The organism is Pseudomonas sessilinigenes, from assembly GCF_003850565.1.
GTDB lineage: Bacteria > Pseudomonadota > Gammaproteobacteria > Pseudomonadales > Pseudomonadaceae > Aquipseudomonas > Aquipseudomonas sessilinigenes.
Map to the genome: position 1 here is coordinate 1,276,877 of NZ_CP027706.1, position 22,298 is coordinate 1,299,174.

Sequence of the window (22,298 nt, forward strand, 5' to 3'; positions counted from 1 at the left end):
ACGCGGCGTGTTGGGTCAGGCGGACACTCGGGCAATGGTGTCGTCGCTGCGCAAGGTAAAGATCTCGTAGCCGGTCTCGGTCACCAGCAGCGTGTGTTCCCACTGCGCCGACAGCTTGCGGTCCTTGGTGATGGCGGTCCAGCCGTCGCCCAGGACCTTGGTGTCGGCCTTGCCCTGGTTGATCATGGGTTCGATGGTGAAGGTCATGCCAGCCTTGAGTTCCATGCCGGTGCCCGCGCGACCGTAGTGCAGGATCTGTGGTTCTTCGTGGAATACCTTGCCGATGCCGTGGCCGCAGAATTCGCGAACTACGGAGAAGCCGTTCTTTTCCGCGTGCTTCTGGATCACTTCGCCGATATCGCCCAGGCGGCAGCCCGGCTTGACCAGCTCGATGGCCTTGTACATGCATTCCTGGGTGATCTGCGACAGGCGTTCGGCCCAGACGGGTACGGTGCCGACGTGGAACATACGGCTGGTGTCACCGTGGTAGCCGTCCTTGATGACGGTGACATCGATGTTCAGGGTGTCACCGTCCTTCAGCGGCTTCTCGTTGGGAATACCGTGGCACACCACGTGGTTGATCGAGGTGCAGATGGACTTCGGGAAGCCCTTGTAGTTCAGGGGGGCCGGGATCGCACCCTGCACGTTGACGATGTAGTCGTGGCAGATGCGGTCCAGTTCTTCGGTGGTGACGCCGGGTTTGACATGCTCGGCAATCATTTCCAGCACTTCGGCGGCCAGTTTGCCGGCGACACGCATTTTAGCGATGTCCTCGGGAGTTTTGAGGGTGACGGTCATACAGGCTCTCTTGACGCTCAGGGCGCGGTAAACACGGAATGGCTAGAAAACTCGCCTGCCCAAGGCTCGGCCCGAGACTGGACAGCGAGGTTTCAGAAGCCGCAAAGATGAGATTCTAACAGAGGCACGGCCTAAATCTGAGGTTCTGCCGGCGCTTGCTTCTATACAGTGTTGCATTTGAGGCGAACCCAATGGCCGTGCAAAAGAACAGGCTGATCGGTGGGTGTGAATCCGGGTTCCGTTTTCGCCCTTGCTGTGGTATAAAATGCGCCGCTTTCCGGGGATGACCTCGAAAAGCACAAACCCACACACGTGTCGACACGATGACCTGGGTGCCCTCAGCCTAAGCTGTTGGTTGGTCATTGGGATACGTGGAGGCCTAACCCGACTTATTAAGGAACTATCATGTCCCAAGTCAACATGCGCGATATGCTGAAGGCCGGTGTGCACTTCGGTCACCAAACCCGTTACTGGAATCCGAAAATGGGCAAGTACATTTTCGGCGCGCGCAACAAGATTCACATCATCAACCTGGAAAAAACCCTGCCAATGTTCAACGAGGCTCTGACCTTCGTAGAGCGTCTGGCCCAGGGCAAGAACAAGATTCTGTTCGTCGGCACCAAGCGTTCCGCTGGCAAGATCGTTGCTGAAGAAGCAGCACGTTGCGGTTCGCCGTACGTCGATCACCGCTGGTTGGGCGGCATGCTGACCAACTACAAGACCATCCGTGCCTCGATCAAGCGTCTGCGTGACCTCGAAGTCCAGGCTGAAGACGGTACTTTCGCCAAGCTGACCAAGAAAGAGGCGCTGATGCGCTCTCGCGATCTGGAAAAGCTGGATCGTTCCCTGGGTGGTATCAAGGACATGGGCGGTCTGCCTGACGCGCTGTTCGTAATCGACGTTGATCACGAGCGCATCGCGATCACCGAAGCCAACAAGCTGGGTATCCCGGTCATCGGCGTTGTCGATACCAACAGCAGCCCAGAAGGCGTTGACTACATCATCCCAGGTAACGATGACGCCATTCGCGCCATCCAGCTGTACATGGGTTCGATGGCTGATGCCGTGATCCGTGGTCGCAACAACGTTGCTGGCGGCACCGAAGTGTTCGAAGAAGCTGCAGCACCGGCGGCTGAAGCCTGAGTAACTGACGCTTAGCGTTTACTCAGTACGCAAAAAGGGGGCTTGGCCCCCTTTTTGCCAACTCGAAAATCATTTCGTCGTAGCGCCCCGACAGTTTCTGTAATGCGCGGCTGCTATGAAGTGATTCGGGGTAGTGCCCAAGAATTGAGCGCCCGTTCGATCGGGTGGAATGGTTGAAAACCTATCCAAGAGGATTTTGAAAATGGCAGAGATTACTGCAGCGCTGGTTAAAGAACTGCGCGAGCGTACCGGCGAAGGCATGATGGACTGCAAGAAAGCCTTGACCAAGGCTGGCGGCGACATCGAGAAAGCCATTGATGACATGCGTGCTTCCGGCGCGATCAAGGCTGCCAAGAAAGCAGGCAACGTTGCTGCTGAAGGCGCTATCGCCATCAAGGACGACGGTAAAGCCGCCGTTCTGCTGGAAGTTAACTCGCAGACCGACTTCCTGGCTCTGCAGGATGACTTCAAGGCATTCGTCGCTGCCAGCGTTGAAAAAGCCTTCGCTGACAAGCTGACCGATGCAGCTCCGCTGATCGAAGCTCAAGAAGCTGATCGCCTGATCCTGGTTGGCAAGACTGGCGAAAACGTCAACATCCGTCGTCTGGCTCGCGTTGAAGGTGACGTGGTCGGTACTTACCTGCACGGTAACAAGATCGGTGTTGCGGTTGTCCTGAAAGGCGGTTCCGTAGAACTGGCCAAAGACATCGCCATGCACGTAGCTGCCAGCAACCCTGAGTTCCTGCTGCCATCGCAAGTTTCCGCCGAAGCCATCGAGCGCGAAAAAGGCGTCTTCCTGCAGCTGAACGAAGACAAGATGAAAGGCAAGCCAGCCGACATCGTTGAAAAAATGATCGCTGGTCGTATCAGCAAGTTCCTGGCCGAGGCCAGCCTGGTTGAGCAAGCTTTCGTCAAGGATCCAGAAGTCACCGTTGGTGCTCTGGCCAAGAAAGGCGGCGCTGAAATCGTTTCCTTCACTCGCTTCGCCGTAGGCGAAGGCATCGAGAAGAAAGAAGACAACTTCGCCGAAGAAGTTGCTGCACAACTGGCTGCTGCCAAGCAACAGTAAGACGGTTTTACAACTGTCGCCCGAAAGAGGCTGCCCGCTCACGCGCGCAGCCTCTTTTCAAATGGGCGGGGCAATTTAGTTTCCCGCTCCCGGAACCGGCCCGCAAAGTCGTGTTCTGATGGCGCTGTGACAGCGTCAAGCTAGAGTGAAAGCTGACTGAAAACAGTCCGCAAAGAATTTTTTAAATACGCCGCAGGAGAGATTCGCAATGGCTCAGCAGGGCAGTGGTTATCAAGCTCGCTATAAACGCATTCTACTCAAGCTTAGCGGCGAGGCCCTGATGGGCTCGGAAGAGTTCGGGATCGACCCCAAGGTGCTGGATCGCATGGCGTTGGAGGTCGGTCAACTGGTTGGCATCGGCGTCCAGGTCGGCCTGGTGATTGGTGGTGGCAACCTGTTCCGTGGTGCCGCCTTGAGTGCTGCCGGTATGGATCGGGTCACCGGTGACCATATGGGAATGCTGGCCACCGTGATGAACGGCCTGGCCATGCGCGATGCGCTGGAACGTGCGAATATCTCGGCCATCGTGATGTCGGCTATTTCCATGGTTGGCGTGACCGATCACTATGACCGTCGCAAGGCGATGCGCCACCTGAACTCCAAAGAGGTGGTAATTTTCGCGGCTGGTACTGGTAACCCGTTCTTTACCACCGACTCTGCAGCCTGCCTGCGGGCCATTGAGATCGACGCCGATGTCGTGCTCAAGGCCACCAAGGTCGATGGTGTTTACACCGCAGATCCGTTCAAAGACCCGCATGCCGAGAAGTTCGATCATCTGACTTACGATGAAGTGCTGGATCGCAAGCTGGGCGTGATGGACCTGACGGCTATCTGCCTGTGCCGCGACCACAAGATGCCATTGCGCGTATTTAACATGAACAAGCCCGGCGCCCTGCTGAACATCGTGCATGGTGGCGCTGAAGGAACCCTGATCGAGGAAGGCGAACAATGATCAACGAAATCAAGAAAGACGCTCAGGAGCGCATGAAGAAGTCCTTGGAGTCCCTGGCCCATGCATTTGGCCAGATCCGTACTGGCAAGGCGCATCCAAGCATCCTGGGCAGCGTGATGGTGCCTTATTATGGTGCCGACACTCCGTTGAGCGGCGTCGCCAACGTTACTGTAAAAGATTCCCAAACCCTGCAGGTCGTGCCATTCGAGCGCAACATGCTGGGGGCGATCGACAAGGCCATTGGCAGTGCCGGCCTGAACCTCAACCCGACCAACCTGGGTGAGCTGCTGCTGATCAAGATGGCGCCGCTGACCGAGGAGACCCGCAAGGGCTTCACCAGGCAGGCGCGTGCCGCCGCTGAGGATGCCCGGGTTGCAGTGCGCAACATTCGCCGCGATGCCTTGGGCGAGCTGAAGAAACTGTCCAAGGACAAGGCTATCAGTGAGGACGAGGAGCGCCGCGCAGGTGCCGAAATCGACAAGCTGATCAAGGAGTTCGAGGGCCAGATCGCCAAGGCGACCGAGGAAAAAGAAAAAGACCTGATGGCCGTATAAGGATCAGGACGTTTTCATGGAAAAGACCAAACAGCCTGTGCCGTCTTCGGTGCCGCGCCACGTCGCGATCATCATGGACGGAAACAACCGCTGGGCAAAAAAACGCTTCATGCCGGGCGTTGCCGGGCACAAGGCGGGTGTTGACGCGGTACGTGCAGTCATCGAAGTGTGTGCCGAGGCCAAGGTCGAGGTTCTGACCCTGTTTGCCTTTTCCAGTGAAAACTGGCAGCGCCCAGCTGATGAGGTCAGCGCCTTGATGGACCTGTTCTTCAAGGCGTTGCGTCGTGAGGCCAAGCGCCTCAACGACAACAACATCAGCCTGCGGATCATTGGCGACCGTTCGCGCTTTCACCCTGAGCTGCAGGCTGCGATGCGTGAAGCTGAAGCCATTACGGCTGGCAGTGATCGTTTTATCCTGCAGATCGCTGCCAATTACGGTGGGCAGTGGGATATCGCCCAGGCTGCCCAGCGCCTGGCGCGTGAGGTCCAGGCCGGTCATTTGCGCCCGGAAGACATTACCCCGGGACTGCTGCAGACCTGTCTGGCCACTGGCGACCTGCCGCTGCCGGACTTGTGTATCCGTACCGGCGGCGAGCGCCGCATCAGCAACTTCCTGTTGTGGCAGCTGGCTTATGCCGAGTTGTACTTCTCCGACCTGTTCTGGCCGGACTTCAAACACGATGCCATGCGCGATGCGCTGGCCGATTACGCATCTCGCCAGCGGCGCTTCGGTAAGACGAGCGAGCAGGTCGAGGCTGGAGCCCGGAGTTAATGCTTAAACAACGAATCATTACTGCGCTGGTTTTGCTGCCAATCGCCTTGTGCGGTTTTTTCCTGCTCGAAGGGTCCAGCTTTGCCTTGTTCATTGGCTTGGTCGTGGCTCTGGGAGGCTGGGAGTGGGCGCGCCTGGCAGGTTTTGACGCGCAGCCGGCTCGAGTGCTCTATGCGCTGGTGGTGGCGGCCTTGCTGTTCCTGATGCACCTGGTTCCGGGCGTTGCGCCTTGGGTTTTGGGAGCGGCGGTGCTGTGGTGGGGAGTGGCGACGTTCCTGGTGCTGACCTATCCGCGCACTCGCGAGCAGTGGTCTGGCGCAGCCCCCAAGCTGCTGATCGGCCTGTTGATCCTGTTGCCGGCCTGGCAGGGGTTGGTCTTCATCAAGCAGCTTCCTATGGGTAACTGGTTGATCATGGCGGTCATGGTACTGGTCTGGGGGGCGGATATCGGTGCCTATTTTTCGGGCAAGGCCTTTGGCAGGCGCAAGCTGGCCCCGCAAGTCAGCCCAGGCAAAAGCTGGGAAGGTGTGTATGGAGGCCTGGCCTTGTGCCTGGTGATCACCGCAGTGGTCGGCTTGGTGCGTGGTTGGAGTTTTGCGCAGCTCTTCATGGGGTTGCTGGGGGCGGCTGTGGTGGTCTTCATCTCGGTGGTCGGCGACCTGACCGAGAGCATGTTCAAGCGCCAGGCTGGTATCAAGGACAGCAGCAACCTGCTGCCGGGTCATGGCGGTGTCCTGGATCGTATTGACAGCCTGACGGCAGCTATCCCGGTATTTGCCGTGCTGCTGTGGATGGCTGCGCCGTGAATGCCGTGCAACAGATTACCGTGCTGGGGGCCACCGGCTCCATTGGCCTGAGTACGCTGGATGTCATCGCTCGTCATCCTGACCGTTATCGGGTGTTCGCTCTAACAGGTTTCAGCCGTCTGGCCGAGTTGTTGGCGCTATGTGTACGTCATGAACCCCGTTACGCGGTGGTGCCTGATGCGGCGGCAGCCAGGCTCCTGGAGGAGGGGTTGCGGGCGGCCGGTTTGCCAACGGGTGTGTTGGTAGGCGAGCAGGGGCTTTGTGATGTCGCAGCTGACCCCGAAGTCGATGCCGTGATGGCTGCGATTGTCGGTGCTGCAGGCTTGCGCCCGACTCTGGCGGCCGTGCACGCGGGCAAGAAGATCCTTCTGGCCAATAAAGAAGCGCTGGTGATGTCCGGCGCGTTGTTCATGCAGGCGGTAAAGCGCAGCGGTTCGGTGCTGCTGCCGATCGACAGTGAACACAACGCGATCTTTCAATGCATGCCAGCAGACTTTTCCCGTGGTTTGAGTCAGGTTGGCGTGCGGAGGATTCTCCTGACCGCGTCGGGCGGCCCATTTCGCCAGACTCCACTGGCCGAGCTTGAGCACGTTTCGCCGGAGCAGGCTTGTGCCCATCCGAACTGGTCCATGGGGCGCAAGATCTCGGTGGATTCGGCAAGCATGATGAACAAGGGCCTGGAGCTGATCGAGGCTTGCTGGCTGTTCGATGCTCGTCCTGCACAGGTCGAGGTGGTCGTGCACCCGCAAAGTGTGATCCACTCGCTGGTGGATTATGTCGATGGGTCGGTGCTGGCGCAGTTGGGGAATCCTGATATGCGCACCCCGATCGCCAATGCCCTGGCCTGGCCGGAACGTATTGACTCCGGGGTGGCACCGTTGGATCTGTTCGCCATTGCGCGCCTGGATTTCCAAGTGCCTGACGAGCAGCGCTTCCCTTGTCTGCGCCTGGCGCGCCAGGCGGCCGAGGCCGGGGGCAGTGCGCCGGCAATGTTGAATGCCGCCAACGAGGTGGCTGTCTCGGCGTTTCTCGATCAGCGTATTCGTTATCTGGAAATCGCGAGTATCATCGACGAGGTTTTGAGCCGCGAGGCTGCGGTCGCAGTCAATGAGCTGGACGCAGTATTCGCGGCGGACGCCAAGGCTCGGGTCCTGGCTGAACAATGGCTGCAACGTAACGGGCGATAGGATTCGCGACCCGCACGAGTGACGGCGAATAGGATTGCGGAGAAAGTAGATGAGCGCTCTCTATATGATTATCGGCACCCTGGTAGCCCTGGGCGTGCTGGTCACCTTCCATGAATTCGGTCACTTCTGGGTCGCCCGGCGTTGTGGCGTCAAGGTGCTGCGTTTCTCCGTGGGCTTCGGCATGCCTCTGGTTCGCTGGAGCGATCGTCAGGGTACCGAGTTCGTTATCGCCGCCATCCCCCTGGGTGGCTACGTGAAGATGCTGGACGAACGTGAGGGTGAAGTGCCCGTCGGTGAGCTCGACCAAGCCTTCAATCGCAAGTCCGTTCGTCAGCGTATCGCTATTGTCGCTGCCGGCCCCATTGCCAACTTCCTCCTGGCGCTGGTTTTCTTCTGGGCCCTGGCGATGCTGGGCAGCCAGCAGGTCAAGCCGGTCATTGGCGAGGTCGAGATCGGTAGTCTCGCCGATAAGGCTGGTTTGAGCTCAGGTCAGGAAATCGTCTCCATCGACGGTGAGCCAACTTCCGGTTGGGCGGCGGTGAACCTGCAGCTGGTACGGCGTCTTGGCGAGAGTGGAACCTTGCAGTTGGTGGTCCGGGAGCAAGGGGCTACCGCGGATTCGTCGCGCCAACTGGTTCTGGACAAATGGCTCAAGGGAGCCGATGAGCCGGATCCGATTCGTTCCCTGGGGATTCGTCCTTGGCGTCCTGCCTTGCCGCCGGTCCTGGCGGAGCTGGACCCGAAAGGGCCGGCCCAGGCCGCTGGTCTGAAAACAGGCGATCGCCTGCTGGCGCTTGATGGCAAGCCCCTGGATGACTGGCAGCAGGTCGTCGATTGGGTGCGCGTGCGCCCGGATGCCAAAGTCGTGCTGCATGTCGAGCGCGATGGCGCTCAACTCGACATCCCTGTAACCCTGTCCAGTCGCGGCGAAAGCAAGGCGCCAAATGGATACTTGGGCGCTGGTGTGAAGGCCGTGGATTGGCCGCCACAGATGCTTCGCGAGGTCAGTTATGGGCCGATCGAGGCGATCGGCGAAGGTGCCCGGCGTACTTGGACCATGAGTGTCCTGACCCTCGAATCTCTGAAGAAAATGTTGTTCGGCGAGCTCTCGGTAAAAAACTTGAGTGGACCGATAACCATTGCTAAAGTGGCGGGCGCTTCTGCCCAGTCGGGCATTGCTGATTTCTTGAATTTCCTTGCTTATCTGAGTATTAGCCTGGGCGTTCTGAATTTGTTGCCCATCCCGGTGTTGGATGGGGGGCATTTGCTGTTTTATCTGATCGAGTGGGCGCGTGGTCGTCCCTTGTCGGATCGGGTGCAAGGTTGGGGGGTACAGATCGGTATCAGCTTGGTGGTCGGAGTCATGCTGCTTGCTCTGGTCAACGATCTGGGTCGTCTGTAATGCTTCGCTGAATTGCGAATCTGCCGCATTTTGCGGCAGTTTGTTTATTGCCAGTTGGAATAAGAAAGGACTTCATGAAACGTCTGCTGCTAACTGCGGTTCTCTCCGTATTGATGATCGCCGAAGTTCACGCCGAGTCCTTCACTATCTCCGATATTCGCGTCAACGGCCTTCAGCGCGTTTCCGCGGGTAGCGTCTTTGGTGCCTTGCCGTTGAACGTCGGCGAACAGGCGGACGACCGTCGCCTGGTGGAATCCACTCGTGCGCTGTTCAAGACCGGTTTCTTTCAAGACATCCAACTGGGGCGTGAGGGCAATGTCCTGGTCATCACGGTAGTGGAGCGACCATCGGTCGCCAGTATCGAGATCGAAGGCAACAAGGCGATCTCTACCGAAGACCTGATGAAAGGCTTGAAACAGTCTGGCCTGGCCGAAGGCGAGATCTTCCAGCGTGCGACCCTCGAAGGGGTGCGTAACGAGCTGCAGCGTCAATATGTCGCCCAGGGACGTTACTCGGCTACCGTTGAAACCGAGGTGGTTCCGCAGCCACGCAACCGTGTCGGCCTGAAGGTCAAGATCAATGAAGGCACCGTCGCGGCCATCCAACACATCAACGTGGTGGGCAACACCGTTTTCCCCGACGAAGACCTGATCGGCCTCTTTGAACTCAAGACCACCAACTGGTTGTCGTTCTTCAAGAACGATGACAAGTATGCCCGTGAAAAGCTTTCCGGTGACTTGGAGCGCCTGCGTTCCTACTACCTGGACCGTGGCTATATCAACATGGATATCGCTTCGACCCAGGTGTCCATCACCCCGGATAAAAAACACGTCTACATCACCGTCAATATCAACGAAGGCGAGAAGTACAGCGTTCGTGACGTCAAGCTCAGCGGTGACCTGAAAGTGCCTGAAGACCAGGTCAAGGCGCTGTTGCTGGTAGAGAAAGGGCAGGTGTTCTCGCGCAAGCTGATGACCACCACTTCCGAGTTGATTACCCGTCGCCTGGGTAACGATGGCTACACCTTCGCCAACGTCAACGGCGTGCCGCAGCCTCACGATGACGATCACACCGTCGATATCACCTTCGTGGTGGATCCAGGCAAGCGTGCCTATGTCAATCGCATCAACTTCCGCGGCAATACCAAGTCCGAGGACGAAGTGCTGCGTCGGGAAATGCGTCAGATGGAAGGGGGCTGGGCATCGACCTACCTGATCGACCAGTCCAAGACCCGTCTTGAGCGCCTGGGCTTCTTCAAGGAAGTCAACGTCGAGACTCCGGCTGTTCCGGGTGTCGACGATCAGGTCGATGTCAACTATGCCGTGGAAGAACAGGCCTCCGGTTCGATCACCGCCAGTGTCGGTTTCGCCCAGAGCGCTGGTCTGATCCTCGGTGGTTCCATCACCCAGAACAACTTCCTGGGTACCGGTAACAAGGTCAGCATCGGTCTGACCCGCAGTGAGTACCAGAGCCGCTACAACTTCGGTTATGTCGACCCCTACTGGACTGCCGATGGCGTGAGCCTGGGCTACAACGCTTTCTATCGCACCACCGACTACAAGGAACTTAATTCCGACATAGCCAGCTATGCGGTGGACAGCCTGGGTGCCGGCGTCAATGTGGGCTACCCGATCAGCGAGACTTCGCGCCTGACCTTCGGTCTTAGCGCGCAGCAAGACAAGATCAAGACGGGTCGTTACACCGTCGACGAAATCTTCGACTTCGTGAACAAGCAGGGCAAGAGCTACCTGAACTTCAAGGCGTCTGCCGGCTGGTCCGAGTCGACCCTGAACAAAGGCGTACTGGCGACTCGCGGTCACTCGCAAAGCCTGGTGCTGGAAACCACGACGCCGGGTAGTGACCTGTCGTTCTTCAAGCTCGATTACCGTGGCCAGTTGTTCACTCCGTTGAGCGACAACTACACCATGCGTTTCCATACCGAGCTGGGTTATGGCGATGGCTTTGGCGATACCAAGGGCTTGCCGTTCTACGAGAACTACTATGCCGGTGGTTTCAACTCGGTTCGTGGTTTCAAGGACAGCACCCTGGGTCCGCGCAGTACGCCTAGCCGTGGTGTGGGTGTGACTGGTAACGCCGGGACAATCAATGATTCGGATCAGGATCCGTTGCCGTTCGGTGGTAACGTGTTGATCCAGGGCGGCGCCGAGTTGTTGTTCCCGCTGCCGTTCGTCAAGGATCAGCGTTCCCTGCGTACCTCGTTGTTCTGGGATGTGGGTAACGTCTTCGACTCTCGTTGCGAGAGCACGTCCAACACCATCCCTTCGTCGAACCTGAAACGTAAGTGCGACGATATCAGCTTCACCAACCTGGCCAGCTCGGTGGGTGTCGGTGTGACTTGGGTAACCGCTCTGGGGCCATTGAGTTTTGCCCTGGCGATGCCAATCAAGAAACCGGACGACGCTGAAACTCAGGTGTTCCAATTCTCTCTCGGCCAGACCTTCTAAGCGCCTGACCCAAGATAACGACAATGGATTTTGTAGGAGTGCATCGTGCGTAAGTTGACTCAATTGGTTCTCCTGGCCTCCGTTCTGGTCGCGAGCCCGGCATTTGCCGAAATGAAAATCGCCGTCCTGAACTATCAGATGGCCCTGTTGGAATCGGACGCAGCGAAGAAGTACGCCGTGGATGCCGAGAAGAAGTTCGGTCCTCAGCTGAACAAGCTCAAGACCCTGGAAAGCAGTGCCAAGGGCATCCAGGATCGTCTGGTGGCCGGTGGCGACAAGATGCAGCAAGGCGAGCGTGAGCGCCTGGAGCTCGAATTCAAGCAGAAGGCCCGCGACTTCCAGTTCCAATCCAAGGAACTGAACGAAGCCAAGGCCGTGGCTGACCGCGAGATGCTCAAGCAGCTCAAGCCAAAGCTGGACAGCGCTGTTGAAGAAGTCATCAAGAAGGGCGGTTTCGACCTGGTCTTCGAGCGTGGCGCAGTGATTGATGTCAAGCCTCAGTACGACATCACTCGCCAAGTTATCGAGCGCATGAATCAGCTGAAGTAAGACATGACTGTAACCATGAAACTCGGCCAGTTGGCCGAGTTCCTCGGTGCCACCTTGCATGGCAACGGGGAAAAGGAAATCACTGGGCTGGCTACCTTGCAGGAAGCCGGCCCAGCTCAATTGAGCTTTTTGGCAAATCCCCAATACCGCAAGTATCTGGCCGATAGTCAGGCCGGTGCTGTGTTGTTGAAGGAAGCCGAAGCGCAGTCCTATTCCGGTGATGCACTGGTGGTGGCGGACCCTTACCTGTCTTATGCCCGTGTTTCCCACCTGTTCGATCCCAAGCCCAAGGCGCCAGCCGGCATTCATCCCTCGGCGGTAGTCGCGGCTGATGCCGTGGTGGACCCGACAGCCAGCGTTGGTGCGTTCGTAGTGATCGAGAGCGGCGCTCAGATTGCGGCCGACGTAACCATCGGCGCTCATTGCGTGATTGGTGCTCGTAGCGTGATCGGCGAAGGTGGCTGGTTGGCGCCGCGCGTGACCTTGTATCACGATGTGCGCATCGGCAAGCGCGTGGTCATCCAATCCGGGGCCGTACTGGGTGGTGAAGGCTTCGGCTTTGCCAACTCCAAGGGCATCTGGCACAAGATTGCCCAGGTCGGCGGCGTGACCATCGGCGATGATGTGGAAATCGGCGTCAACACGGCCATCGACCGTGGTGCCCTGGCCGATACCATCATCGGCAACGGTGTGAAGCTCGACAACCAGATCCAGATCGCTCACAACGTCCAGGTCGGTGATCACACTGCGATGGCTGCGTGCGTAGGCATCTCCGGCAGTACCAAGATTGGCAAGCACTGTATGCTTGCTGGCGGCGTCGGCCTGGTTGGGCATATTGAAATCTGTGACAACGTGTTCCTCACCGGGATGACCATGGTGACCCACTCGATTACCGAGCCGGGTGCCTACTCTTCCGGTACAGCCATGCAACCGGCTGCCGAGTGGCGCAAAAGCGCGGCACGCATCCGTCAGCTCGACGATCTTGCGCGGCGTTTGCGCCAGTTGGAAAAGCGTGTTGGGGACGTGACCCCCGACGGCAATGCTTCATCAGATGGCTGATACCATTTCCACATCAAGTGTGCACAGCCGCTAGACTGCCTCCTTGATTTGCTAGAGGAGCGTGCGTTAACCGCGTGCTCCCAATCTTTACTACAGGCTTCCCCCCGAAATGATGGACATCAACGAGATTCGCGAATACTTGCCTCACCGTTACCCTTTCCTGTTGGTGGATCGGGTGGTGGACCTGGATGTTGAGGGCAAGAGCATTCGTGCCTACAAGAATGTCAGCATCAACGAGCCATTCTTCAATGGCCACTTCCCTGCGCACCCGATCATGCCGGGCGTGCTGATCATCGAGGCGATGGCCCAGGCTGCGGGCATTCTTGGTTTCAAGATGCTCGACGTGAAGCCGGCTGATGGCACCCTCTACTACTTCGTAGGCTCCGATAAGCTGCGCTTCCGCCAGCCGGTACTGCCGGGCGATCAACTGATCCTCGAAGCCAAGTTCATTAGCTGCAAGCGCCAGATCTGGAAGTTCGAGTGCCAGGCATCGGTTGATGGCAAGCCCGTTTGTTCCGCCGAGATCATTTGTGCGGAACGCAAACTATGAGTTTGATTGACCCTCGCGCAATCATCGATCCGACGGCCATCCTGGCCGACGACGTTGAGGTTGGCCCATGGTCGATCGTCGGCGCTGGTGTGGAAATCGGCGAGGGTACAGTGATCGGGCCCCATGTGGTTCTCAAGGGGCCAACCCGGATCGGCAAGCACAATCGCATCTACCAGTTTTCATCGGTAGGCGAGGATACGCCCGACCTTAAGTACAAGGGTGAGGAAACTCGCCTGGTGATTGGCGATCACAACGTGATCCGCGAAGGCGTAACCATTCACCGTGGCACCATCCAGGACCGTTGCGAGACCACCCTGGGCGACCACAACCTGATCATGGCCTATGCCCACATCGGCCACGACAGTGTGATCGGCAACCATTGCATCCTGGTCAACAACACCGCATTGGCCGGCCACGTGCATGTGGATGACTGGGCGATTCTTTCCGGTTTCACCCTGGTGCATCAGTACTGCCACATCGGTGCCCACAGCTTTTCCGGCATGGGTACCGCCATCGGCAAGGACGTCCCGGCGTTCGTCACCGTGTTCGGCAACCCGGCCGAAGCCCGCAGCATGAACTTCGAAGGCATGCGCCGTCGTGGTTTCAGCGATGATTCGATCCACGCCCTGCGTCGCGCCTACAAGGTGGTCTATCGCCAGGGGCTGACGGTGGACCAGGCCCTGGCCGAATTGGCCGAGTCGGCCGAGCTGTATCCTGAGGTCGCACTGTTTCGTGACTCGATCCAGTCTTCGACCCGCGGCATCACCCGCTAATCATGAGCACTCTGCGTATTGCGCTGGTAGCTGGCGAAGCTTCCGGCGACATTCTCGGCGCCGGTCTCATGCGCGCCCTCAAGGCCCAGCATCCGGCGGTGGAGTTCATCGGTGTCGGTGGTCCGTTGATGGAGGCCGAGGGGCTTGTTTCCTATTTCCCCATGGAGCGCCTGGCGGTCATGGGGCTGGTGGAAGTTCTCGGGCGCCTGCGTGAACTGCTGGCGCGGCGCAAGAAGCTGGTCCAGACACTGATTGCAGAAAAGCCGGATGTGTTCATCGGTATCGACGCACCGGACTTCACCCTGAACATCGAGCTCAAGCTGCGTCAGGCCGGGATCAAGACGGTGCACTATGTGAGCCCGTCGGTGTGGGCCTGGCGGCAGAAACGGGTGCTGAAGATCCGCGAGGGTTGCGATCTGATGCTGACCTTGTTTCCTTTCGAGGCCAAGTTCTACGAAGAGAAAGGCGTGCCGGTGAAATTCGTTGGCCACTCGCTGGCCGATGCCATTCCTCTGGATGCGGATCGTGCCGGGGCTCGTGCTGAACTGGAATTGCCCGAGGGCCCCTTGGTGGCTCTGATGCCCGGCAGTCGGGGCGGCGAAGTCGGGCGCCTGGGCAGCCTGTTCCTGGATGCTGCCCAGCGCCTGCTGGCCTTGCGCCCTGGCGTGCACTTCATCTTGCCATGTGCCAACGCCCAGCGTCGTGCGCAGTTGGAAGAGATGCTGGCGGGGCGCGACCTGCCATTGACCCTGCTCGATGGGCAGTCGCACAAGGCGTTGGCAGCTTGTGATGCCGTGCTGATTGCCTCTGGTACCGCGACGCTCGAAGCCCTGCTCTACAAGCGACCGATGGTGGTGGCCTATCGTCTGGCGCCGCTGACGTTCTGGATTCTCAAGCGCATGGTCAAGAGCCCCTATATTTCCTTGCCGAACCTTCTGGCCCAGCGCTTGCTGGTGCCTGAATTGCTGCAAGACGATGCGACGGCCGACGCCCTGGCTGCGACGCTGTTGCCATTGATCGATGGGGGCCAGGAGCAGACCAGCGGTTTCGACCAGATTCAGCGCACCTTGCGGCGAGATGCATCCAACCAGGCCGCACAAGCGGTACTCGGACTGATAGGTAAAGCCCAATGAGCAACTCCAAGATGCAGATGGGGCTGGATTTCACCCTGGTCGCTGATGCCGAAGACCTGGTCGCCGGTGTCGATGAAGTCGGGCGTGGCCCGCTGTGTGGGGCGGTGGTTACGGCGGCGGTGATTCTCGATCCGAAGCGGCCGATTCTCGGTCTCAACGATTCCAAGAAGCTCACCGAGGCCCGTCGTGAGCAGTTGTTCGACGAGATTTGCGAAAAAGCTCTGAGCTGGTGCATTGCGCGGGCGGAAGTCGAGGAAATCGATGAGCTGAACATCCTCCACGCCACGATGCTGGCCATGCAGCGGGCGGTCGAGGGGTTGAGCGTGACTCCCAAGCTGGCCATGATCGATGGCAATCGTTGCCCAAGGCTGGCGATGCCGGCCGAGGCGGTGGTCAAGGGCGATAGCAAGGTTCCAGCGATCGCCGCGGCGTCGATTCTGGCCAAGGTCAGCCGCGATCGGGAGATGGCGGCTTTCGAGCTGATCTACCCAGGGTACGGCATCGGCGGCCACAAGGGTTACCCGACGCCTGTGCATCTGGAAGCCTTGGCGCGCCTGGGGCCAACACCGATTCACCGGCGTTCCTTCGCTCCCGTACGTCTGGCCTATGAGGCGCGAGAAGCGCTGGGCCAGGTTCAGTCCTGAGGCTGATGTTTTAATTAAGGCCCGGTACAATCCGGCTGCTTTGAAGCTCCAAGAACGACGGCAAGAAAAACACTGGCGATAAAGCGCACCTGGCCTCGGCCGATGAGCGTTTACGCGGGTTGGCCTGCGCGGTAGCGCCGAGTTCGAGTCTTTAAACCGCCCGATGTCCGGGCCTTGTTGTTTTCGCGCTATTTACAGGATCACTATGCCGGCTTCATTCGTTCACCTGCGCCTGCACACTGAATTTTCCCTGGTCGACGGCCTTGTGCGGATCAAGCCGTTGGTCAAGGCCCTGGCTGGCATGGGCATGCCAGCGGTAGCCGTCACTGACCAGAGCAACATGTGCTCCCTGGTCAAGTTCTACAAAACCAGCATGGGGGCTGGGATCAAGCCGATCTGTGGTGCCGACCTGTGGCTGTCGAGCAAGGATCAGGACGGCCCCCTCAGCCGTATCAGCCTGCTGGCGATGAACGCCGAGGGCTATCGCAACCTCACCGAGCTGATTTCCCGTGGCTTTACCGAGGGCCAGCGCAATGGCCTGACCATCATCGAGCGCGAGTGGGTGGCACAAGCGGCCGAAGGCCTGATCATGCTGTCGGCAGCCAAGGAGGGCGAGATCGGCATGGCCCTGGTGGATGGTGACCTGCAGGTCGCCGAGGCCCTGGCCCTGGAGTGGATGGCGGTTTTCCCGGATCGCTTCTACCTGGAAGTGCAGCGCACCAGCCGGCCCAATGACGAAGAGCAACTGCACGGTGCGGTGGCTCTGGCCGACAAGATCGGCGCGCCCCTGGTGGCGACCAACGATGTGCGTTTCATCAAGCAGGACGACTTCGAGGCCCACGAGACCCGGGTATGCATCGGTGAAGGCCGTGCCCTGGATGATCCGCGCCGCTCGAAGAATTACAGCGACCAGCAATACCTCAAGAGCGCCGAGGAAATGGCCGAGCTGTTCAGCGACCTGCCAGAGGCGCTGGAAAACACCGTGGAGATTGCCAAGCGCTGCAATATCACGGTGCAGCTGGGCAAGTACTTCCTCCCTGACTTCCCGACGCCCAACGGCATGGGCATCGACGATTACCTGCGCCACGTGTCTCACGAAGGCCTGGAAGAGCGCCTGGCGGTGCTCTGGCCCAAGGACACCACGCCCAACTATGAAGAGAAGCGCCAGCTCTACCTGGATCGCCTGAAGTTCGAGCTGGATATCATCATCCAGATGGGCTTCCCAGGTTACTTCCTGATCGTTATGGACTTCATCAAGTGGGCCAAGAACAACGACGTCCCCGTCGGTCCGGGCCGGGGGTCGGGTGCCGGTTCCCTGGTGGCCTATGTGCTGAAGATCACCGACCTCGACCCGCTGGCCTATGACCTGCTGTTCGAGCGTTTCCTCAACCCTGAACGTATTTCCATGCCCGACTTCGACGTCGACTTCTGCATGGACGGCCGCGACCGGGTGATCGACTACGTGGCCGAGGCCTATGGGCGCAACGCGGTAAGCCAGATCATCACCTTCGGCACCATGGCCGCCAAGGCGGTGGTGCGCGACGTGGCGCGGGTCCAGGGTAAATCCTACGGCCTGGCCGATCGTCTGTCGAAGATGATCCCCTTCGAGGTCGGCATGACCCTGGAGAAGGCCTACGAGCAGGAGGAGATGCTGCGCGACTTCCTCAAGACCGATGAGGACGGCCGCGAGATCTGGGACATGGCCTTGAGGCTCGAAGGGGTTACCCGCGGTACCGGCAAGCACGCCGGCGGCGTGGTAATCGCGCCGACCAAGCTCACCGACTTCTCGCCGATCGCCTGTGACGAAGAGGGCGGCGGCCTGGTGACCCAGTTCGACAAGGACGACGTCGAGGCGGCGGGCCTGGTGAAGTTCGACTTCCTCGGCCTGCGGACCCTGACCATCATCAAATGGGCGATGGAGACCATCAACCGCGAGCAGGCCAAGAGCAACCTGCCCGACGTCAACATCGACTTCATCCCGCTGGATGACAAGAAAACCTACGAGCTGCTGCAGAAGGCCGAGACCACGGCCGTGTTCCAGCTCGAATCCCGCGGCATGAAGGAGCTGATCAAGAAGCTCAAGCCCGACTGCCTGGAAGACCTTATCGCACTGGTGGCGCTGTTCCGTCCGGGCCCTCTGCAATCGGGCATGGTGGACGACTTCATCAACCGCAAGCACGGCCGTGCCGAACTGGCGTATCCGCATTCGGACTATCAGTACGAAGGCCTCAAGCCCGTATTGGCGCCCACCTACGGCATCATCCTGTACCAGGAACAGGTGATGCAGATCGCTCAGGTCATGGCCGGCTACACCCTGGGTGGTGCGGACATGCTGCGTCGAGCCATGGGTAAGAAGAAGCCCGAGGAGATGGCCAAGCAGCGCGGTGGTTTCATCGAGGGTTGTGTAGCCAACAACATCGAAGCGGACCTGGCCGGTAACATTTTCGACCTGGTGGAAAAATTCGCCGGTTATGGCTTCAACAAATCCCACTCGGCGGCCTATGGCCTGGTTTCCTACCAGACCGCCTGGCTCAAGACCCACTACCCCGCGCCGTTCATGGCCGCGGTACTGTCGGCGGATATGCACAACACCGACAAGGTGGTCGTGCTGATCGAGGAAGTGCGCAGCATGAAGCTGCGCCTCGATGCGCCGGATGTGAACAGCTCCGACTTCAAGTTCACGGTCAACGACGATGGTCGTATCGTCTATGGCCTGGGGGCGATCAAGGGCGTGGGCGAAGGCCCGGTGGAAGCGATTGTCGAGGCCCGGGCCGAAGGCGGTCCGTTCAAGGACCTGTTCGACTTCTGCGACCGGGTCGACCTCAAGCGCATCAACAAGCGCACCCTGGATGCGCTGATCCGCAGTGGCGCCCTGGACCGCCTGGGGCCTTACTTCCATGACGAGCTCAAGGCCTACCAGGCCAATATTGATCGCAACCGCGCGGTATTGCTGTCGGCCCTCGAGGAGGCGATCAAGGCGGCCGAACAGACTGCCCGGACCGCCGATAGCGGCCATGCCGACCTGTTCGGCGGGTTGTTCGTCGAGGAGGATGCCGACGTCTATGGCAACCACCGCAAGGCTCGCGAACTGACCCTCAAGGAACGCCTGCGGGGCGAGAAGGACACCCTGGGCCTGTATTTGACCGGCCACCCGATCGACGAGTACGAGGGCGAGATCCGTCGTTTCGCCCGCCAGCGCATCATTGACCTGAAGCCGGCGCGCGACACCCAGACCGTGGCCGGGATGATCATTGCCCTGCGGGTGATGAAGAACAAGAAGGGCGACAAGATGGGCTTCATCACCCTCGACGACCGTTCCGGGCGGATCGAGGCCTCGTTGTTCGCCGACTCCTTCATGGCTGCCCAGGCCCTGCTGCAGACCGACGCCATGGTGGTCGTGGAGGGCGAGGTCAGTAACGATGACTTCTCCGGTGGCCTGCGCCTGCGGGTCAAGCGGGTGATGAGCATGGAGGATGCCCGGACCAACCTGGCCGAAAGCCTGCGCCTGAAAGTCCACAGCGATGCCCTGAAGGGCGATCAGCTACGCTGGCTGGGCGATCTGCTCAAGCGCCATCGCGGCGCGTGCCCGATTTCCATGGAGTACAGTCGCGACGATGCCAAGACCCTGCTGCAGTTCGGCGAGGCCTGGCGCATCGACCCGGCGGACAGCTTGATTCAGGCCTTGCGTGACCAGTTCGGGAAAGACAACGTCTTCCTGCAATACCGTTGACGGTGAGGTGCCATCAGTGCGCCTCGTCGTTACTTGAATTTTTAATATCGACCTCATCGCGCCTGTCCCTTAAGGTAGGGCGCGAACAGACAACCGGCCGGCCCCAGCTTCACTGGATGTCGACCCCAGACGGACGCCTATGAACCCGAATTTTCTTGATTTCGAACAGCCGATCGCCGACCTGCAAGCCAAGATCGAAGAGTTGCGCTTGGTCGGTAATGACAATTCGCTGAATATCGGCGATGAGATCTCCCGCCTGCAGGACAAGAGCAAGACCCTGACCGAGGACATCTTCGGCAAGCTCACCAGCTGGCAGATCGCTCGTCTGGCGCGTCACCCGCGTCGTCCCTACACCCTGGACTACATCCAGCACATCTTCACCGAGTTCGACGAGCTGCATGGCGATCGCCACTTCTCCGACGACGCCGCGATCGTCGGTGGCGTTGCCCGCCTGGACGAGCAGCCGGTGATGATCATCGGCCACCAGAAGGGCCGCGAAGTGCGCGAGAAGGTTCGCCGCAACTTCGGCATGCCGCGTCCGGAAGGCTACCGCAAGGCCTGCCGCCTGATGGAAATGGCCGAACGCTTCAAGATGCCGATCCTGACTTTTATCGACACCCCGGGTGCCTATCCAGGCATCGACGCCGAAGAGCGTAACCAGAGCGAAGCCATTGCCTGGAACCTGCGGGTCATGGCGCGCCTGAAGACCCCGATCATCGCCACCGTGATCGGTGAAGGTGGTTCCGGCGGTGCCTTGGCCATCGGTGTGTGTGACCAACTGAACATGCTGCAATACTCCACCTATGCGGTGATTTCGCCAGAAGGCTGCGCCTCCATCCTGTGGAAAACCGCAGAAAAGGCTCCTGATGCCGCCGAAGCCATGGGTATCACCGCAGAGCGTCTCAAGGGCCTGGGCATTGTCGACAAGGTGATTGCAGAGCCACTGGGTGGTGCTCATCGCGATCCGGCAGCGACCTCCGCGCTGATCCGTGCCGAGCTCAGCTCGCAGCTGGCCATGCTCAAGGAAATGGATAACGACACCTTGCTGGCTCGTCGTTATGACCGCTTGATGAGCTACGGTCTCTGATCGACCGCTACCCTGCATTGCAGGAGTAGGCGTGCTGGAAACCTGGCGCCGTTGATCGACTCGATCACGGCGCCATGTTATTTGTGGGACCAGCGCAAGGTTGCCCGATCGCTCATGCAGGTCCTGATAGCGTGATGACTTCTCTTTCCAACACTGTGCTGCGAAACCTGGCGCCCTGGCGTGAAGCCGCTGCCTGGCGCATTGCGTTCTCGGGGGGGCTCGACTCCACCGTTTTGCTGCATGTGCTTGCCGGCCTGGCATCCGAACATTCCCTTCCGCCCCTCTCGGCCGTGCATGTCCACCATGGCTTGCAAGGGGTGGCCGATGCCTGGCCGCCGCATTGCCAGGCAATCTGTGAGGCCCTGGGTATTCCTTTGCAAGTCGTGCGGGTGCAGGTGCGGGGTGGTGCCAGTCTTGAGCGGGCGGCACGTGAGGCGCGCTACTCGGCTTTCGAGGAGGTCCTGGCTCCCCGTGACCTGCTGCTGATGGCACAGCATCGGGACGACCAGGCCGAGACCCTGCTGTTTCGTCTGTTGCGAGGCGCCGGAGCCCGCGGGTTGGCAGCGATGCCGCGGAGTCGTTCGCTGGGGGCCGGACATCTGCTTCGGCCCCTGCTCGACGTGCCACGTGCTGAGCTTGAGCGCTATGCTGCCGAGCACGGCCTGGAGTGGATCGAGGACCCTTCCAATGCCGACCAGCGGTACTCGCGTAACTACCTGAGGCATCAAGTCTTGCCCATGCTGCACGCGCACTGGCCCCAGGCTGCGGCGAGCATGAGCCGTAGCGCCGAGCACCTTGGCGAGGCCCAGGGCTTGCTCGACGAGTTGGCCCGGATGGACCTGGCAAGCGCGGCCCAATGTCCTGAGTTTTCCTGGCTCGGCCTCCCTGCCTTGGCCCTGGAGCCATTGCGGCAACTATCACCAGCGCGCCAGCGTAATGGCTTGCGCTACTGGTTGAGCGGGTTCACGCGCTTGCCGGATACCGATCATTGGCGAGGCTGGGAGAGCGTGCGCGATGCCCGGGAAGAGGGGCGACCGATCTGGCGCTTGGCGGATGGCGAATTGCATCGTGCTGCGGGAAATGTCTGGTGGCTTCGCGGTCCCTGGCTGCGACCGGTCGGGGGGGGAGTTGAATGGAGCGACCCATCTTGCCCATTGCTGTTGCCCGGGAATGGCCAGGTCTCGCTGATCGGACCCAGGCCCGAGGGGGCATTGTGCATTCGCTATCGCCAAGGGGGCGAAGTCATGCAACTGGCCGGGCGTGGTCATCGTGATCTCAAGCGGCTGTTGAACGAAGCCAGGGTGCCGGGATTCGTCCGTGGCAGATTGCCGCTGCTGTATGCGGGCGATCAACTGCTGGCGGTGGCGAACCTGCCGATGGCTGGCGCGAATACCCAGGCAGGCTGGCAATTGCATTGGCGACCACCGACCAGCGATCAAGGTTTGAGCTGAAAGGGGCTTTCCGGTAGACTACGCTCCCTTCTTGATACAACTTCTGTGGATTCGCCTGAATTGCAGGAGTTGCCGATTACCAAGCAGTCTTTGCTGGGCGATTCCAAAAAATGTGTAGCGAGCAACGTACCGGTGTTTTTGCATCCGGTCTGTCACAACGCGGCGGTTTTTTTG

19 protein-coding genes are annotated in these 22,298 nt (G+C 59.6%); 18 read left to right on the forward strand and 1 reads right to left on the reverse strand.

The window, feature by feature from the left end:
- Positions 1-15: 15 nt before the first annotated feature.
- Complete coding sequence (map, locus tag C4K39_RS05780; RefSeq protein ID WP_068580424.1) at positions 16-798, reverse strand: type I methionyl aminopeptidase; 783 nt, start codon at positions 796-798, stop codon at positions 16-18.
- Between the two features lie 405 nt (positions 799-1,203).
- Between map and rpsB the strand changes: the two genes are divergently transcribed.
- From rpsB to tilS, 18 genes are all read left to right on the forward strand, one after another.
- Positions 1,204-1,941 carry a 30S ribosomal protein S2 gene (rpsB, locus tag C4K39_RS05785; RefSeq protein WP_058434568.1) on the forward strand — a complete coding sequence of 246 codons (738 nt, stop codon included), beginning with the start codon at positions 1,204-1,206 and terminating at the stop codon, positions 1,939-1,941.
- A 202-nt stretch (positions 1,942-2,143) separates the two neighbouring features.
- Complete coding sequence (gene tsf / locus C4K39_RS05790) at positions 2,144-3,010, forward strand: translation elongation factor Ts (protein ID WP_022642576.1); 867 nt, start codon at positions 2,144-2,146, stop codon at positions 3,008-3,010.
- 208 nt (positions 3,011-3,218) lie between these two features.
- Complete coding sequence (gene pyrH / locus C4K39_RS05795) at positions 3,219-3,962, forward strand: UMP kinase (protein ID WP_007924076.1); 744 nt, start codon at positions 3,219-3,221, stop codon at positions 3,960-3,962.
- Positions 3,959-4,516: a ribosome recycling factor gene (gene frr / locus C4K39_RS05800; protein WP_124345850.1), complete on the forward strand. Its 558-nt coding sequence runs from the start codon at positions 3,959-3,961 to the stop codon at positions 4,514-4,516. Before pyrH ends, frr begins: the two co-directional genes overlap by 4 nt.
- Positions 4,517-4,532: 16 nt before the next feature.
- Entirely contained in the window at positions 4,533-5,288 is a 756-nt protein-coding gene (gene uppS / locus C4K39_RS05805; RefSeq protein ID WP_068580422.1) for a polyprenyl diphosphate synthase, read from the forward strand.
- Entirely contained in the window at positions 5,288-6,094 is an 807-nt protein-coding gene (locus tag C4K39_RS05810; RefSeq protein WP_068580420.1) for a phosphatidate cytidylyltransferase, read from the forward strand. The genes uppS and C4K39_RS05810 overlap by 1 nt, the downstream gene beginning before the upstream one ends.
- Positions 6,091-7,281, forward strand: coding sequence for a 1-deoxy-D-xylulose-5-phosphate reductoisomerase (gene ispC, locus C4K39_RS05815; protein ID WP_124345851.1), 1,191 nt, complete (start codon positions 6,091-6,093; stop codon positions 7,279-7,281). The genes C4K39_RS05810 and ispC overlap by 4 nt, the downstream gene beginning before the upstream one ends.
- Before the next feature lie 49 nt (positions 7,282-7,330).
- A complete protein-coding gene (gene rseP, locus C4K39_RS05820) occupies positions 7,331-8,683 on the forward strand; it encodes a sigma E protease regulator RseP (protein WP_124345852.1) in 1,353 nt (450 codons plus the stop codon).
- A 74-nt stretch (positions 8,684-8,757) separates the two neighbouring features.
- Positions 8,758-11,148, forward strand: a complete 2,391-nt coding sequence (gene bamA / locus C4K39_RS05825) for an outer membrane protein assembly factor BamA (RefSeq protein ID WP_124345853.1) — start codon at positions 8,758-8,760, stop codon at positions 11,146-11,148.
- 45 nt (positions 11,149-11,193) lie between these two features.
- The gene (locus C4K39_RS05830; protein ID WP_068580411.1) at positions 11,194-11,697 is read left to right on the forward strand and encodes an OmpH/Skp family outer membrane protein; all 504 of its coding nucleotides are present in this window, start codon (positions 11,194-11,196) and stop codon (positions 11,695-11,697) included.
- Positions 11,698-11,700: 3 nt separating this feature from the next.
- Positions 11,701-12,756: a UDP-3-O-(3-hydroxymyristoyl)glucosamine N-acyltransferase gene (lpxD, locus tag C4K39_RS05835; RefSeq protein ID WP_068580409.1), complete on the forward strand. Its 1,056-nt coding sequence runs from the start codon at positions 11,701-11,703 to the stop codon at positions 12,754-12,756.
- A gap of 109 nt (positions 12,757-12,865) precedes the next feature.
- Positions 12,866-13,306: a 3-hydroxyacyl-ACP dehydratase FabZ gene (gene fabZ, locus C4K39_RS05840; RefSeq protein ID WP_068580407.1), complete on the forward strand. Its 441-nt coding sequence runs from the start codon at positions 12,866-12,868 to the stop codon at positions 13,304-13,306.
- Positions 13,303-14,079: an acyl-ACP--UDP-N-acetylglucosamine O-acyltransferase gene (gene lpxA, locus C4K39_RS05845; RefSeq protein WP_124345854.1), complete on the forward strand. Its 777-nt coding sequence runs from the start codon at positions 13,303-13,305 to the stop codon at positions 14,077-14,079. The genes fabZ and lpxA overlap by 4 nt, the downstream gene beginning before the upstream one ends.
- Positions 14,080-14,081: 2 nt before the next feature.
- Positions 14,082-15,212, forward strand: coding sequence for a lipid-A-disaccharide synthase (gene lpxB / locus C4K39_RS05850; RefSeq protein ID WP_124345855.1), 1,131 nt, complete (start codon positions 14,082-14,084; stop codon positions 15,210-15,212).
- Between the two features lie 11 nt (positions 15,213-15,223).
- Positions 15,224-15,856, forward strand: coding sequence for a ribonuclease HII (rnhB, locus tag C4K39_RS05855; protein WP_124348317.1), 633 nt, complete (start codon positions 15,224-15,226; stop codon positions 15,854-15,856).
- Between the two features lie 205 nt (positions 15,857-16,061).
- Entirely contained in the window at positions 16,062-19,586 is a 3,525-nt protein-coding gene (dnaE, locus tag C4K39_RS05860; RefSeq protein ID WP_068580402.1) for a DNA polymerase III subunit alpha, read from the forward strand.
- Between the two features lie 139 nt (positions 19,587-19,725).
- A complete protein-coding gene (locus C4K39_RS05865) occupies positions 19,726-20,673 on the forward strand; it encodes an acetyl-CoA carboxylase carboxyltransferase subunit alpha (RefSeq protein WP_068580400.1) in 948 nt (315 codons plus the stop codon).
- 134 nt (positions 20,674-20,807) lie between these two features.
- Complete coding sequence (tilS, locus tag C4K39_RS05870; RefSeq protein WP_124345856.1) at positions 20,808-22,124, forward strand: tRNA lysidine(34) synthetase TilS; 1,317 nt, start codon at positions 20,808-20,810, stop codon at positions 22,122-22,124.
- Positions 22,125-22,298: the final 174 nt, after the last annotated feature.

What these genes read in the sequence shown, in the direction of transcription:
- map (WP_068580424.1), bottom strand. Translation starts at nt 798, where the DNA reads ATGACCGTCACCCTCAAAACTCCCGAGGACATCGCTAAAATGCGTGTC.
- rpsB (WP_058434568.1), top strand. Translation starts at nt 1,204, where the DNA reads ATGTCCCAAGTCAACATGCGCGATATGCTGAAGGCCGGTGTGCACTTC.
- tsf (WP_022642576.1), top strand. Translation starts at nt 2,144, where the DNA reads ATGGCAGAGATTACTGCAGCGCTGGTTAAAGAACTGCGCGAGCGTACC.
- pyrH (WP_007924076.1), top strand. Translation starts at nt 3,219, where the DNA reads ATGGCTCAGCAGGGCAGTGGTTATCAAGCTCGCTATAAACGCATTCTA.
- frr (WP_124345850.1), top strand. Translation starts at nt 3,959, where the DNA reads ATGATCAACGAAATCAAGAAAGACGCTCAGGAGCGCATGAAGAAGTCC.
- uppS (WP_068580422.1), top strand. Translation starts at nt 4,533, where the DNA reads ATGGAAAAGACCAAACAGCCTGTGCCGTCTTCGGTGCCGCGCCACGTC.
- C4K39_RS05810 (WP_068580420.1), top strand. Translation starts at nt 5,288, where the DNA reads ATGCTTAAACAACGAATCATTACTGCGCTGGTTTTGCTGCCAATCGCC.
- rseP (WP_124345852.1), top strand. Translation starts at nt 7,331, where the DNA reads ATGAGCGCTCTCTATATGATTATCGGCACCCTGGTAGCCCTGGGCGTG.
- bamA (WP_124345853.1), top strand. Translation starts at nt 8,758, where the DNA reads ATGAAACGTCTGCTGCTAACTGCGGTTCTCTCCGTATTGATGATCGCC.
- lpxD (WP_068580409.1), top strand. Translation starts at nt 11,701, where the DNA reads ATGACTGTAACCATGAAACTCGGCCAGTTGGCCGAGTTCCTCGGTGCC.
- fabZ (WP_068580407.1), top strand. Translation starts at nt 12,866, where the DNA reads ATGATGGACATCAACGAGATTCGCGAATACTTGCCTCACCGTTACCCT.
- lpxA (WP_124345854.1), top strand. Translation starts at nt 13,303, where the DNA reads ATGAGTTTGATTGACCCTCGCGCAATCATCGATCCGACGGCCATCCTG.
- lpxB (WP_124345855.1), top strand. Translation starts at nt 14,082, where the DNA reads ATGAGCACTCTGCGTATTGCGCTGGTAGCTGGCGAAGCTTCCGGCGAC.
- rnhB (WP_124348317.1), top strand. Translation starts at nt 15,224, where the DNA reads ATGCAGATGGGGCTGGATTTCACCCTGGTCGCTGATGCCGAAGACCTG.
- dnaE (WP_068580402.1), top strand. Translation starts at nt 16,062, where the DNA reads ATGCCGGCTTCATTCGTTCACCTGCGCCTGCACACTGAATTTTCCCTG.
- C4K39_RS05865 (WP_068580400.1), top strand. Translation starts at nt 19,726, where the DNA reads ATGAACCCGAATTTTCTTGATTTCGAACAGCCGATCGCCGACCTGCAA.
- tilS (WP_124345856.1), top strand. Translation starts at nt 20,808, where the DNA reads ATGACTTCTCTTTCCAACACTGTGCTGCGAAACCTGGCGCCCTGGCGT.